Below are 13,809 nucleotides of genomic sequence, written 5' to 3'. Positions count from 1 at the left end.
ATACACACGACGCAGGGTGTCGCGGAGGTCATGCAATTGCTGGAGTTGCGGGTCCAGCGGCGAGGTCTGGTCGAGCGCGACCGCGCCCGCCGCTGGGCCGAGCGCGATGGCTGCTACGAGGCCACCTTCGCGGCCATGAACCCGAGCTGACACAGCGTCCCGAAACAAGTTCGCCCGGGAACGGCTATCCGCTCCCGGGCGATCAACACCTTACCGTCGCGAGCGCCTAGTTCGGCACCGCAGCCTTCGACGCCGGCTTGGCGGCGACCGCATTCGCGGTTTGGCCGTGCAGGAAGTCGTAGGCCGTATGCAGGGCCTTGTCGTCTTTCGCTTCCGGTGGGACATAGGACTGCGACCCGGTCTGCTCGGTGCCGTCGGCTGCCTGGAGATGACCGCGCATCTGGGACTCCGCCATGGTGTCCATCCGGCCCTTCAGCTCGGGCGGCACGTCTTGGAGGATCTCGATGTCGGGCGCGATGCCCTGGGCCTGGATCGAGCGGCCCGAGGGCGTGTAGTAGCGCGCCGTGGTCAGCGCCAGCGCGCCGTTGCCGGTGCCGAGCGGAATGATGGTCTGCACCGAGCCCTTGCCGAACGAGCGCGTGCCGATCAGCGTCGCGCGCTTGTGGTCATGCAGCGCGCCGGCCACGATTTCCGAGGCTGAGGCGGAGCCGCCGTTGACGAGAACCACCAGCGGCTTGCCCTTGGTGAGGTCGCCACCATGGGCGGTAAAGCGCTGGGTCTCTTCCGGATTGCGGCCGCGGGTCGAGACGACCTCGCCACGCTGCAGGAACGCGCTCGACACCGACACGGCCTGGTCGAGCAATCCGCCCGGATTGTTGCGCAGGTCCATCACGTAGCCTACCAGCTTCTCCGGCGGAACCTCCTTGGTGATCGATGCGATCGCCTTCTTCAGGCCATCGGTGGTCTGCTCGTTGAACGAGGTGACGCGGATATAGCCGATATCCCCGTTCTCGACGTGGAAGCGCACGGGACGCACATGGATGATCTCGCGCTTGATCGCGACGTCGAGCGGGGCGTCGGCGCCCTTGCGCACGATCGTGAGCTTGGTCTGGGTCTCGACCGGCCCCTTCATCTTGTTGACGGCCTGCTCGAGCGTCATGCCCTGCACGGCATCGCCGTCGATCTTGCTGATGAGGTCGCCCGACATGATGCCGGCCTTGGATGCCGGCGTGTCGTCGATCGGCGAGACGACCTTGACCAGCCCCTCCTCCATCGTGACCTCGATGCCGAGCCCGCCGAACTCGCCGGAGGTGGTCTCCTGCATCTCGGTCCAGGCCTTGTCGTTCATGTAGCGCGAGTGCGGATCGAGCGAGGTCACCATGCCGGTGATCGCGCCTTCGATCAGCTTGGCATTGTCAGGCTTCTCGACATAGCTCGCCTTCACCCGCTCGAACACTTCGCCGAACAGATTGAGCTTGGAATAGGCGTCATCCGCGCTCGCTGCCGCCCGTGCCGCCCATACGCCGCCGTGCGGACTGGCTACCAAAAGGGTCAGACACGCTCCGGTGAGCGCGCCCAGTGGAAACAGCAGGGTTTTCCGCATGGATAGGCTGGCCTTTTTGCTTCGCGGTTCGGTGGGGCTGGGAGCCGCCATGCAAATGGCGATCCAGCCTGCTTCTCACAATACCATTCTGGTTTCTTCAAGGCCGGGATGCCACGCCGGCGGGTACACCGTAAAAATCGGTTGGTCCGGACCTAAACTTTCGGCAACGTTGCAGGACCGGTTCGTGCGCCGCGGGGGTCGGCCGGCCGGCCCGCGCCTCGCAGCCATGCCATTTTAGGATGGTTTTGGCGCCCCGGACGGGTTAGGCGATCAGGGAAGGCTTCAAATTCTCGGGAGGATAACAATGAACGAAGCACCCCGCATCCAACCGGAAAGGAACGTCGAGCTCGGCGCCAGCACCGAGCCGTTCCAGAATCTGCATGAATTCATCCGGAAAGCCCGCGCCAACCTCAACCAGAATGCATGGGACTATATCGTCGGCGCGGCCGAGACCGAGACCACGATGCGTCGCAACCGCATGGCGCTGGACGAGATCGCTTTCCGCCCGCGCGTGCTGCGCGATGTTCGCAAGGTTACAGGTTCGGTCGAACAGTTCGGCCGCAAGATGCGCCTGCCCGTGGTCCTCGCCCCGGTCGGCGCGCTCGAGATCTTCGATCCGGATGGTGCGGCGAGCGTGGCACGCGCCTGCGGCACTTTCGGTGCGGCGCACATGCTCAGTTCGGTGTCCGAGCCCGGCCTAGAAAAGACCGCCGAAGCTGCGTCCGACGCGCTGCGGCTCTACCAGCTCTATGTGCGCGGCGATGACGCCTTCGTCGCCGACGTCGTCAGCCGGGCCGAGAAGAACGCCTACGCCGCCTTCTGCCTGACCGTCGACACCGCCCACTACAGCCGCCGCGAACGTGACATCGCCAAGCGCTACGTTCGCGAGAGCCGCTTGCGCGCCACCGGGGGCGATTACCAGAAGGGTCTGGAGTGGCGGACGGTGAAGATGATCAAGGACAAGTTCAAGATCCCGCTGATCCTCAAGGGCATCGCGACGCCAGAGGACGCGCTGATCGCGATCGATCACGGCGTCGAATGGATCTACGTCTCCAACCATGGCGGCCGTCAGCTCGATCACGGTCGCGGCGCCATGCACGTGCTGCCCGAGATCGTCGACGCCGTGAACGGCCGCGCCAAGATCATGGTCGATGGCGGTGTCTGTCGCGGCACCGACATCGTCAAGGCGATCGCGGCGGGCGCCGACCTCGTCGGCATCGGCCGGCTGCAATGCTGGGCGCTGGCGGCGGCCGGCGAAGCCGGCGTGGCGCGCATGCTGGAACTGCTCGAGGACGAAGTGCTGCGCTGCCTCGGCCTCTTGGGTGCGACCTCGTTCGCCGAGGTCAACAAATCCTGCCTGCACCAGGCGACCGCAACCAACGCGCCGAGTGTGTTCAGCGCGTTTCCGCTGTTCGACCACGAGCCGTATCGATACTGAGTGAAAGGACGCAGGTGACATCGCTCTCTCCCGGCAGCGCGGATGCGCTCCTGTTCGATCTCGGCCGCGTCGTGCTCGATATCGATTTCTCCAAGGCGATCGCCTGCTGGGCGGGACATGCCGGCTGCAAGCCCGAAGCCATCGTCGCGCGCTATGTGCGGGACAGCGAAGCCTATCGGTTGCACGAGATGGGGAAGATCAGCGATGAGGACTATTTCGCCTCATTGCGAGCCTCGCTCGGAATCGGCATTTCGGACGCGCAATTCCTGGAAGGCTGGAACGCGATTTTCGCCGGCGAAATGCCTGACATCGCCGAGCTGCTGCCGCGCGCAGCGAAACAGATGCCGCTCTATGCTTTCTCCAACACCAACCGGCCGCACGTGGACCATTTCTCGAGGGAATATGCCGACCTCCTCGGCCATTTCCGCGAGCTGTATTTGTCGTCCAGCATCGGCCTGCGCAAACCGGATGCGGAGGCCTTCGACCACGTCGTTGCGGCGATCGGCGTGCCCGCCGGGCGCATCGTGTTCTTCGACGATCTTGCCGAAAACATCGAGGGAGCGCGCGCGCGCGGCTTGATGACGGTGCATGTGACCTCGCCGCGTGACGTCGGGAACGCATTGAAGGCATTGGGCATTTGACGACGTCCGTTGTCGCGAAACCCACGACGGCACGGCCCGACGGACCAATTTTGAAAAATTGAGGAACCGGATCACTTTGTGCATTTTTATACAGAGTTCCGGGAACGGAATACCGCCTTCCGGACTCTTAGAGTCCGTTGGGACTTCTACGGACGGATGCATCATCGTGCTGGGCAAAACCTACCTCACCAAGCAGGCCTCTCTTCTTCTTGAATTCGCGAGGACAACTTCAGATTCGGACCTTTCCGCCAAGCTTGTGAGCAAGGCCGCCGACCTGAAATCCCAAGCCGACCCGCTGCCCGACAAGGATCAGGGATCCAAGGCGCCCGACGTAACTCCCGGGCAGGCAGGGAGCTGATCGATTCAGGCCATGGCGCGTTCTCGCCTTGCCATGATTTTCGTCGCTTCCATGACCACTCTCCTGCCGATCTGTGACCTCCTTCGGATCATGCCGCGACGCGCTTGATCCTGCCTTCCGGAACAATGTGAAGGGGCGGGATGACTGTGCCTGCTCAGCCGCTTTTGCCTCTGCGCCTGCGCTCGGCTAGAAGACGTGCGGAACATTCGCCCGAACGTGCCGAGCAGGAGTTTTCGCCGTGGCCTTGATGCCGGTTTCTGACGCGCTTGCCGCGGTGCTGGCGGGTGCAGAGCCGCTGCCGGAAGAAATGATTTCCCTCGACGAGGCCTACCATCGCGTGCTCGCGCGTGACGTCGTGGCGCGGCGCACGCAGCCGCCGCAAGCGATGTCGGCGATGGACGGCTACGCGGTGCGCGCGGCCGATGCCGCGACGATCGATTCGGAGCTCACCGTCATCGGCGAAGTCGCAGCGGGCCGACCGTTCGAGGGGACGGTCGGAGCCGGCGAGGCCGTGCGGATCTTCACCGGCGGCGTCGTTCCCTTTGGCGCGGACGCCGTCGTGATCCAGGAGGACACGGTCGCCGCCGGCAAGCGCATCACGATCAAGGAAGCCGCGATCGCCGGCCGGCACATCCGCCCCGCCGGCGTCGATTTCCGCGAGGGCGACGTGCTCCTGCGCAAGGGAAGCCGTCTGACCGAGCGAGACCTCGCGCTCGCCGCCGGGATGAATCATCCGCACCTTGCCGTTGTCAGGCGTCCGAAGGTCGCGATTCTCGCCACCGGCGACGAGCTGGTGATGCCGGGCACCACGCCCGGCCACGGCCAGATCGTCTATTCCAACGGCTACGCCCTGCACGCGCTCGCCCGCAGCGAGGGCGCCGAGACCATCGACCTCGGTATTGCCGCCGACACGCTCGAGGCCACCACCGCCGGCATCCGCCGCGCCCGCGAGAGCGGCGCCGACGTCCTGATCACGACCGGCGGCGCATCGGTCGGCGACCACGATCTGGTCCAGCAGGCACTGCGGGACGAAGGCATCGCGATGGCGTTCTGGAAGATCGCGATGCGGCCAGGCAAGCCGATGATGCACGGGCGACTCGGCGCAATGGGTGTGATCGGCCTGCCGGGCAATCCCGTATCGTCCTACGTGTGCGCTTTCCTGTTCATGGTGCCGCTGATTCGCGCCCTGTCGGGCCGTTCAGTGATTCACCATCGCCGTGAACGCGCCGTGCTCGGCCGCGACGTCGGCGCCAACGACCAGCGCGAGGACTATCTGCGCGCGCATCTTGAGGAGCGTGACGATGGCACACGCGTCGTTGTTCCCGTCAATCATCAGGACTCTTCGCTGCTTGCGAATCTCGCTGCAGCACAGGTACTTCTCGTCCGCGCACCATTCGCGCCGAAGGCCGAAGCCGGCACGGCTTGCGAAGTGTTGCGGCTCCCCGTCTGAGCGCCCCCGCAACGCGCGTTCCGCGCACTTTGCTCTGTTCACGGTAAATTAAGCAGTTGCGGAACATGTATCGAACATATAGTGTCTGTTCATGATTTGTTTCGAGCATGCAGCGGCTTATGGCCGAATTCAGCGTCTCGGAATCGGACGACATCAACCGGGGGACTTTGGTCGAGATGTTAACGCGCAAACAATACGAGCTTCTGCGGTTCATCAGTGAACGTCTGAAGGAAAGCGGCGTGCCGCCCTCCTTCGACGAGATGAAGGATGCGCTCGATCTGCGCTCGAAGTCGGGCATCCATCGCCTGATCACGGCGCTCGAGGAGCGTGGCTTCATCCGACGCCTGCCCAACCGCGCCCGTGCGATTGAAGTCATCAAGCTGCCGGAGCTCCAGGCAGCCGCTGGCAGCCGCCGCGGCTTCACGCCGAGCGTCATCGAGGGCAATCTCGGCAAGGTGCGTGCGAGCGCGAGCCTGCCCGCTGACGAGGGCGAACGTCCCGTCGCGGTGCCGGTGATGGGCCGCATCGCGGCCGGCACGCCGATCGAGGCGTTGCAGACCCGCAGCCATACTATCAGCGTACCGCCTGACATGCTCGGCTCGGGCGAGCATTACGCGCTGGAAGTGCGCGGCGACTCGATGGTCGAAGCCGGCATTCTCGACGGCGACATGGCCCTGATCCAGCGCAACGAGAGCGCCGATACCGGCGACATCGTGGTGGCGCTGATCGACGACGAGGAAGCGACGCTGAAGCGCTTCCGCCGTCGCGGCGCCTCGATCGCGCTCGAGCCCGCCAACGCGGCCTATGAGGTCCGCATCCTGCCGCCCAACCGGGTGAAGATTCAGGGCAAGCTGATCGGGCTTTACCGGAAGTACTGATACCGGGAGTCTTTCTATCGGCAGTACTTCATATCGGAAGCACTTCATGCCGGAGGTGCTTGGCGCCTCGCGCGCTTCCGATCGACATCGCCGGTCAGAGATTGGAGCGGATCATCGTCCGCTCCGGCTGGATAGCCTTTCTGGTTCTGCACAGACTATCCGGCCCCTCCTCCAACGCTGGCTCCTCGCCACGCCGACGAAGCAGCACCGCTTCAAGCAGCACCGCTTCGCGGCTCGGTTGTTCGAGGAAACAGCGACCAGCGGTCAAGTTCGGCCGTTGCAGCCAAGTTGGCAATGTTCGCGTACGCGCCTCCCGAATGCATCGCGGCGAGCTTTGTTCCTATTGAATTCGGGAAAGATAATGTGATCGCGGCTTGCGGAAGCCAGCCGCAGATTTGCCCACAACCAAGCAGAGCGTTCGTGCTTCCACTCTGATAGAGGCCTGCGCCTCGATAAGAGACGCGGGTTGCTATCCCAGCATGAGGAGCACCCGATGTGTGACTACAGCCTACATGCCGTCGCGTCGCGCCCCGCCGAAGTCGGCGAGACGATCGTCACGACAAGCTTCCGCGGCACCTCGACGCGCGGCTTCGCCTCTGCAGCCGATCCGTCTGTTGCCGTCTGCCTGCTGCCGGGGACGGAGCTCGCCTTCGCCGACGACGTCCGCTACGACAATCGCTGGATCTGGACGCGCACCATCAATTCCCGCGTGGGCAAGTTCGGCAAGATCGATCCGCACGTTCCCGACCGCCATCATGATGCGATCGAATTCCCCGACGGCAAATACGTGCTGGTGACGCAGCTCGTCGAAGGCCAGCGCGCGACGGTGCTGCAACTGCCGGTGACTCAGTCGGTCACCGAGCGCGAGCACAAGGCGCAGATCACCGCCGACAGGCAGCCGACCGTCACGCACCTGCCGATCGGCTGACAGAGCCGCCCTCCGGCTACGAAGTCGGAGGTCAGGATTAAATCGCCATCGCCGGCCGTGGCCGGCGAGATGGTGTGGTTTGCACCCCGCTAATCCGAACGGACGCACCGAACCACTGCGTTGCTCCGCACCATCAGATCAATCGTCGGCTTGCAGGTCGGTGTCCGCCGGCGTTGCGTCCTTGATGCGAGGCGCGGTCGACTTTGGCGCGAGGCTGCCGTCGAAATCACCCTCGCCGGCGCCGGCCGGCAACCAGGGGCGGCTCGTGCCTCTCGCCCTCACTGCCTGAACCACAAAACCGTCACCACGCTGCGTCAGCGCCAGCGCGCTCTGGCTGGCGAGCCGCTGCCGATCGACCACCATCGCCGCGCAATCAGGCGGTGCGGGACGAGTCGTCACCACCAGCGCGGCCCGACTGCAATCGTCCGCGAGAGCGTCGACGCGCAGTGCCAGCGCGACCAGCCTCCCGTCGGCCAGTGGCGTCACGCAGCCGGATTCGTCGCAGGACACGCCATCGGCAAGCGAGGCTCTGCCCGCATCGCGCGGATCGGCGTCGGCAGCGAGCCATTCCTTGAGCAGAAAGCTGTCCTTGTTCGTCCTGATCAGGTGCAGATATCCGTCCCTGCCCCGCACCGCGACGCTGGCGCCATCCCCGGCAATCAGGATGTCGGGCTGCCGCGCCGACAGTCCCCAGAGGATCGCTGCCAGCAGCACCAGGGCGCCGGACCAGCGCAGCGGCGTGCGCAACAAGCCGAGCACAATGATTCCCAGGCTCGCCGCGATCAGCGGCGCGATCCCGAACGCCGGGATGCGGCCCACCGCGCCCGGCAAGGCCGCGACCCAGCGCGAGACCGCGACCATCCACTCGATGCCAATCCCCATCAGCCACCAGAACACGCTGTCCAGCCCGAACGGCGCAGCAAGCAGCCCCAACAGCCCCGCCGGCATCACCAGCGCAGAGACCACCGGCATCGCGCCGAGATTGGCGAGCACGCCGAACGGCGTGACACGGTGGAAATGAAAGGCGGCATAGGGCGTCGTCGCAAGTCCCGCAATCAGCGAAGCCATGAACAGCATCGCAATCTCGCGCCCACCCCACATCGCAATGCGCGCAGTCGCCGAATTGTCCGGCGAGGCAAACAAATTGGGCATGCCGATCTGCACCAGTGCGACCAAGCCGAGCGTTGCCGCAAACGACATCTGAAAACTCGGATGCACCAGCGCTTCCGGCGCGACCGCCAGCACGATCAGCGCAGCCACAGCAAGCGTGCGGAAGGTGATGGCGCGGCGATCGACCATCACCGCGATCAGCACCACCGCCGTCATGAAGAACGACCTTTGCGTGGCGACCTCCGCGCCCGACAGCAGCAGGTAGAACGCAGCGGCGACCAGCGCGGCGGCGGCCGACCATTTCTTGATGGCGAAGCCGGCCGCCAATCCGGGGATCAGAGCGAGCAGCGCGCGCACCGCGAAGAACACGACGCCGGCAACGACGGCCATGTGATAACCGGAGATCGAGAGCACGTGGCCGAGGCCGGAGATGAACATCGCATCGTTGACGGGCGTGGTGATCGCATCGCGCCGCCCGGTGAGCAGCGCGGTCGCGATCGCCCGATTGTCGCCGTCGAGCGTCGCCCGGATGCGGGCATCGATCGCATCGCGCAGGCCTTGCATGAAGGCCGCGTAACGCAGCCGTAAGCCGCCGGTCTCAGGCGGCGACGCCACCGTGATGGCGCCCATCGCGAAGCCGGAGGCGCCGATGCCCTGGAAGAACATGTCACGCGAAAAGTCGTAGCTGCCGGGCCGCACCGGCGCGAGTGGCGGCATCAGCCGTGCCTTCAGCTGAACGAAGCTACCGACCTCCGGCGCGGTGCCCTTGCGGACCGACAGGCGCACGCGCTCGAGCCTGACGTCGCTGCGCTGCGCCTCCATCGCCGTGACGCGCAGCACGAAACGATCGGTACGCTCGCGGATGTCGCGAGCCTCGACGAAGCCCGACAACGACACCGAATAGAGCGCCCTTGCCAGCACCGGGTGGGCGATGCGCGCCGTCTTCCAGGTTGCGACGGCAAAGCCGGCCGCGACCGCCGCGATCATGATGGCCGGGGCGAACAGCCGGCTCCGCCGCAACAGAGCGCGATGGCGGTCGTGGCAACGACCCACAGCACCGGCTCATGATCGGCAGAGAAATAAAGCGCGATGCCGCAGCCAAACGCGACGGGCACCCACGGCAACAGCCGCCCGGCGCCCGCCTCGGCGCGCAGCCAGGCGCGGAGGGTCTCGGCCAGCGATGTCCAGAGGTCGAGGCCTGGAGGCGCGAGGCCGCCCGCGGACGCGGCGCGGCCCGCGGGCCACGTCCCCGCGATCCCCTGCGATCGTACCGACCGGCCCGGCTCCGCCATTCCCTGCACTCGATGATACGCAACGAAGCCAGAAGCTACCGGAACGTGCAGGTGGGCGGATAGCGGTACGGATCAGGAACGAAGGGGCGCGGCCGCTACTTTTCCTCTTCCATCGTCACGGCCACATCCGCCTTGGCCGACAGCCTGACCTTGTTGCCCTCGATATCGGCGACGAGGCCCTTGTCGATGAAGTGATGATGGCCCTTGTGGCTGCCCTCGCCGCTGTCCTTCTTGGTCAGCTTGATGCGATTGCCTTCGACCTTGTCGACGGTGCCGATGTGGACGCCGTCGGCGCCGATCACTTCCATATGCTCTGCGATGTTCTGCATGGTGGGTTCCTTGTTGGACCCACCCCAACGCGCGGGGAGCACGTTCGTTCTCTCACGAGAATGACGAAGCCGTGTGCCCGCTCGTCAGATCAGCGGCGCCTGCGACGAAGCATGGTGATTGACGATCTTCCACTCGCCGTCCTCGCGCATGATGACCCAGCTCATCTTGACCGAGAAATCGGGGCGTTCGCCGGCGAGATCGAACGAGATGGTCGCGGCCATATTGATCAGATCAGGACCTGCCTGCGCCGCCGTCACCTCGGAAAACACCGCGCTCGGCTTGCGCCAGCGCGGCAGGCCGTTGAAATAGTCTGCGACGCCGGCCCTGCCCCGGTAGAGCTTTGGGTTGGAGCCGAAGAAGAAGGCATTCCTCGCATAGAGCGATGAGAGCGCGGCCGCATCGAGCGTGGCGAAGCCGGCGCGCCATTTCGCGATGATGCCGGAAACGATAGCGTCGGCTTCGTTGCTCATTGTGGTCTCGCAGCTCTTTTCAGCCTTTGGCAACTTCCTTCGCGAACGTGTCGCGCAGACCGATAGTCCTGGAAAATACCGGTCTGTCGGACGTCGAGTCCTTGTCGCGCACGAAATAGCCCTGGCGCTCGAACTGCATCGGCTCGGTCGAATTGCTTTCCGCGACCGATGCCTCGACGCGGGCATTAGCGAGAATTTCCAGTGACTGCGGATTGAGGTCGGCGGCGAAGTTCGAGGCGTCCGGGCTCGGTTTGGCAAACAGCTGATTGTAGATGCGGATTTCCGCGGGCACGGATGTCGCCGCCGGCAGCCAGTGCATGGTGGCCTTGACCTTGCGGCCATCGGGCGCGTTGCCGCCCTTGGTCGCGGGATCGTAGGTGCAGCGCAGCTCCACCACCTCGCCGGCATCGTTCTTGATCACGCCGGTGCACTTGACGAAATAGGCGTAGCGCAGCCGCACCTCGTTGCCCGGCGACAGACGGAAGAACTTTTTCGGCGGGTTCTCCATGAAGTCGTCCTGCTCGATATAGAGCTCACGACCGAACGTGATCTTGCGGGTGCCGGCGGAGGGATCATCCGGATGGTTGATCGCCTCGAGCTCCTCGGTCTGCCCCTCGGGATAATTCTCGATCACGACCTTGATCGGCTTAAGCACCGCCATGCGCCGCTGCGACGTGCGGTTCAATTCCTCGCGGATGCAGAATTCCAGCATGCCGACGTCGACCACGCTATTGGCTTTCGCAACGCCGATGCGCTTGACGAATTCGCGAAGCGCGGCCGGCGGCACGCCGCGGCGGCGCATGCCCGCCATGGTGGGCATGCGCGGGTCGTCCCAGCCCGCGACATGGCCCTCGCGGACGAGCTGGGTCAGCACACGCTTGGACAGCAGCGTGTAGGTCAGGTTCAGCCGCGCGAATTCGTACTGGTGCGGCTTCGAGGGCACCGGCAGCTTCTCGATGAACCAGTCGTAGAGCGGCCGATGGTCCTCGAACTCCAGCGTGCAGATCGAGTGCGTGATGCCTTCGATGGCATCCGACTGGCCGTGGGCATAGTCGTAGCTTGGATAGATGCTCCACTTGGTCCCGGTGCGCGGATGGTGCGCATGCAGGATGCGGTACAGCACGGGGTCGCGCAGATTGATGTTGCCCGCACCCATGTCGATCTTGGCCCGCAGCACGCGCGCGCCGTTCGGGAATTCGCCCGCCTTCATGCGACGGAACAGGTCGAGGTTTTCATCCACGGTGCGATCGCGGAACGGCGAGTTCTTGCCGGGCTCGGTCAGCGTGCCGCGCGCGAGACGAATCTGCTCCTGGGTCTGGTCATCGACATAGGCGAGCCCGTCGCGGATCAGCTGCTCCGCCCATTCGTAGAGGCGGTCGAAATAGTCCGAAGCGAAGAACAGGTTCTTGCCCCAGTCGAAGCCGAGCCAGCGCACGTCGGCCTGGATGGAATCGATATATTCCTGCTCTTCCTTGACCGGATTGGTGTCGTCGAAGCGCAGATGGCAACGGCCCGGAAACTCTTGGGCGATGCCGAAATTGAGCGCGATCGACTTGGCGTGGCCGATATGGAGATAACCGTTCGGCTCCGGCGGGAACCGGGTCACGATCTCCTTGTATTTGGCCTGCTCGAGGTCGGCCTGGATGATGTCACGAATGAAATCGCGCCCAACCTCGTTCGCCACCGGTTCTGTCATTACGAAAATCCTGTAGGGAAATCAGCGGCCCTTCTGCCAAATTCCCTTGGCTGAGCCAAGGGCTTAAGCAAGGTCTCAAGCAACCCCTGGCGGTCCGCTGCCGGGCTTTAGTTATGCTCCGGTCCTGTTATATACCACCGCCTCCAATGCATAGGCCCTGCCAAGAATGACCTCTCCCGTCGTCACCCGTTTCGCTCCTTCGCCGACCGGCTTCCTCCATATCGGGGGCGCGCGCACGGCGCTGTTCAACTGGCTCTATGCGAAGAAGCACGGCGGCAAGATGCTGCTCCGGATCGAGGACACCGACCGGGAGCGCTCCACCGAGGCCGCGATCGGCGCCATCCTCGACGGCCTGAAATGGCTGGAGCTCGGCTGGGATGGCGACGTCATCTACCAGTTCAGCCGCGCCGCCCGCCACCGCGAGGTCGCCGAGCAGCTGCTCGCCGACGGCAAGGCCTATCGCTGCTACGCCACCGCCGAGGAGCTCACCGCGATGCGCGAGAAGGCGCGCGCAGAGGGGCGCACGCGCCTCTATGACGGCCTGTGGCGCGACCGCGATCCGGCGACGGCCCCGACCGACGTAAAGCCCACCATCCGGCTCCGTGCGCCCCAGACCGGCGAGACCGTGATCGAGGACCAGGTCCAGGGCCGCGTGGTCTGGCAGAACGAGAATCTGGATGACCTCGTCCTGCTGCGCGGCGATGGCAACCCGACCTACATGCTCGCTGTCGTGGTCGACGACCACGACATGGGCGTCACCCACGTCATCCGCGGCGACGACCATTTGATCAACGCGGCCCGCCAAAAGCAGATCTACGACGCGATGGGCTGGACGCTGCCGAGCATGTCCCACATCCCCCTGATCCATGGCCCGGACGGCTCAAAGCTCTCCAAGAGGCACGGCGCGCTTGGCGTCGATGCCTACCGCGCCATGGGGTACCTCCCGTCCGCGCTCCGCAACTATCTCGTCCGGCTCGGCTGGAGCCATGGCGACCAGGAAATCTTCTCGACGGAGGAGATGATCGCGGCGTTCGATCTTGCCAGCGTCGGCCGCGCAGCAGCGCGCTTCGATTTTGCCAAGCTGGAAAACCTCAACGGCCACTACATCCGCAATGCCGACGATCAATCACTCGTGAAGATGTTCGAGGACGTGCTCGACCACGTCGTGCCCAGCCGCGACGAGCTTAAGGCCAAGTTAAACGACACCACGCGCGCGCAGCTCCTGAAGGCCATGCCGGCCCTGAAGGAGCGCGCCAAGACGCTGATCGAGCTGATCGACAGCGCCTATTTCATTTTCGCGGACCGGCCGCTGGAGCTTGACCCGAAGGCGGCGGCGCTGCTGACGCCTGAGAACCGCAAGCTGATCGGCCAGCTTCATTCCGCGCTGGAGAAAGTCGAGACGTGGAGCGCGGCCAATGCGGAAGCCGCGCTGCGCGCCTTTGCCGAGGAAAATAGTCTCAAGCTCGGCGCGGTCGCCCAGCCGCTGCGGGCCGCGCTGACGGGACGGACGACGTCGCCCGGCATATTCGAGGTTTTGGACGTCTTGGGACGCCAGGAAAGCCTGGGCCGGCTTAAAGATCAGGCCACGGAATAGGCCTAGGACCGCGCTAAGGACCGGGCCCAAGGACCAGGCTACGACGTAAGTCGACCATGC

General features: G+C 64.8%; 11 protein-coding genes and 1 pseudogene. 7 read left to right on the top strand and 5 right to left on the bottom strand.

Annotation, left to right across the window (positions count from 1 at the left end; all coding sequences use genetic code 11):
* Nucleotides 1-226 precede the first annotated feature (226 nt).
* A complete protein-coding gene (locus tag IVA93_RS17770) occupies nt 227-1,564 on the bottom strand; it encodes a S41 family peptidase (RefSeq protein ID WP_026233497.1) in 1,338 nt (445 codons plus the stop codon).
* A 304-nt stretch (nt 1,565-1,868) separates the two neighbouring features.
* Between IVA93_RS17770 and IVA93_RS17765 the strand changes: the two genes are divergently transcribed.
* From IVA93_RS17765 to IVA93_RS17740, 6 genes are all read left to right on the top strand, one after another.
* Nucleotides 1,869-3,002, top strand: coding sequence for an alpha-hydroxy acid oxidase (locus IVA93_RS17765; protein ID WP_018458083.1), 1,134 nt, complete (start codon nt 1,869-1,871; stop codon nt 3,000-3,002).
* Between the two features lie 14 nt (nt 3,003-3,016).
* Entirely contained in the window at nt 3,017-3,643 is a 627-nt protein-coding gene (locus IVA93_RS17760) for an HAD family hydrolase (protein ID WP_018458084.1), read from the top strand.
* A gap of 166 nt (nt 3,644-3,809) precedes the next feature.
* Entirely contained in the window at nt 3,810-4,001 is a 192-nt protein-coding gene (locus IVA93_RS17755; protein ID WP_026233498.1) for a hypothetical protein, read from the top strand.
* A gap of 238 nt (nt 4,002-4,239) precedes the next feature.
* Nucleotides 4,240-5,451, top strand: coding sequence for a molybdopterin molybdotransferase MoeA (locus IVA93_RS17750; RefSeq protein WP_018458086.1), 1,212 nt, complete (start codon nt 4,240-4,242; stop codon nt 5,449-5,451).
* A gap of 176 nt (nt 5,452-5,627) precedes the next feature.
* The gene (lexA, locus tag IVA93_RS17745) at nt 5,628-6,329 is read left to right on the top strand and encodes a transcriptional repressor LexA (RefSeq protein WP_026233499.1); all 702 of its coding nucleotides are present in this window, start codon (nt 5,628-5,630) and stop codon (nt 6,327-6,329) included.
* 493 nt (nt 6,330-6,822) lie between these two features.
* Nucleotides 6,823-7,257 (top strand): hypothetical protein, encoded by a 435-nt coding sequence (locus IVA93_RS17740; protein ID WP_018458088.1) that lies wholly within the window; start codon nt 6,823-6,825, stop codon nt 7,255-7,257.
* A 138-nt stretch (nt 7,258-7,395) separates the two neighbouring features.
* Here IVA93_RS17740 and IVA93_RS17735 read toward each other — a convergent pair.
* From IVA93_RS17735 to IVA93_RS17720, 4 genes and pseudogenes are all read right to left on the bottom strand, one after another.
* Nucleotides 7,396-9,659, bottom strand: a pseudogene (locus IVA93_RS17735) (ComEC/Rec2 family competence protein).
* A 95-nt stretch (nt 9,660-9,754) separates the two neighbouring features.
* Nucleotides 9,755-9,988 (bottom strand): DUF2171 domain-containing protein, encoded by a 234-nt coding sequence (locus tag IVA93_RS17730; protein ID WP_007610829.1) that lies wholly within the window; start codon nt 9,986-9,988, stop codon nt 9,755-9,757.
* Between the two features lie 84 nt (nt 9,989-10,072).
* Nucleotides 10,073-10,459, bottom strand: coding sequence for a nuclear transport factor 2 family protein (locus tag IVA93_RS17725; protein ID WP_018458090.1), 387 nt, complete (start codon nt 10,457-10,459; stop codon nt 10,073-10,075).
* A gap of 19 nt (nt 10,460-10,478) precedes the next feature.
* A complete protein-coding gene (locus IVA93_RS17720; RefSeq protein WP_247370291.1) occupies nt 10,479-12,155 on the bottom strand; it encodes a glutamine--tRNA ligase/YqeY domain fusion protein in 1,677 nt (558 codons plus the stop codon).
* Nucleotides 12,156-12,321: 166 nt separating this feature from the next.
* Here IVA93_RS17720 and gltX point away from each other — a divergent pair, with 166 nt between their 5' ends.
* The gene (gene gltX / locus IVA93_RS17715) at nt 12,322-13,749 is read left to right on the top strand and encodes a glutamate--tRNA ligase (RefSeq protein WP_018458092.1); all 1,428 of its coding nucleotides are present in this window, start codon (nt 12,322-12,324) and stop codon (nt 13,747-13,749) included.
* Nucleotides 13,750-13,809: the final 60 nt, after the last annotated feature.

It is taken from the genome of Bradyrhizobium sp. 155, from assembly GCF_023101105.1.
Classification (GTDB): domain Bacteria; phylum Pseudomonadota; class Alphaproteobacteria; order Rhizobiales; family Xanthobacteraceae; genus Bradyrhizobium; species Bradyrhizobium canariense_D.
Note: the sequence above shows the minus strand (reverse complement) of the source record. Positions and strands in the feature narration are given on the sequence as shown.

What these genes read in the sequence shown, in the direction of transcription:
- IVA93_RS17770 (WP_026233497.1), bottom strand. Translation starts at nt 1,564, where the DNA reads ATGCGGAAAACCCTGCTGTTTCCACTGGGCGCGCTCACCGGAGCGTGT.
- IVA93_RS17765 (WP_018458083.1), top strand. Translation starts at nt 1,869, where the DNA reads ATGAACGAAGCACCCCGCATCCAACCGGAAAGGAACGTCGAGCTCGGC.
- lexA (WP_026233499.1), top strand. Translation starts at nt 5,628, where the DNA reads ATGTTAACGCGCAAACAATACGAGCTTCTGCGGTTCATCAGTGAACGT.
- IVA93_RS17740 (WP_018458088.1), top strand. Translation starts at nt 6,823, where the DNA reads ATGTGTGACTACAGCCTACATGCCGTCGCGTCGCGCCCCGCCGAAGTC.
- IVA93_RS17730 (WP_007610829.1), bottom strand. Translation starts at nt 9,988, where the DNA reads ATGCAGAACATCGCAGAGCATATGGAAGTGATCGGCGCCGACGGCGTC.
- IVA93_RS17725 (WP_018458090.1), bottom strand. Translation starts at nt 10,459, where the DNA reads ATGAGCAACGAAGCCGACGCTATCGTTTCCGGCATCATCGCGAAATGG.
- IVA93_RS17720 (WP_247370291.1), bottom strand. Translation starts at nt 12,155, where the DNA reads ATGACAGAACCGGTGGCGAACGAGGTTGGGCGCGATTTCATTCGTGAC.
- gltX (WP_018458092.1), top strand. Translation starts at nt 12,322, where the DNA reads ATGACCTCTCCCGTCGTCACCCGTTTCGCTCCTTCGCCGACCGGCTTC.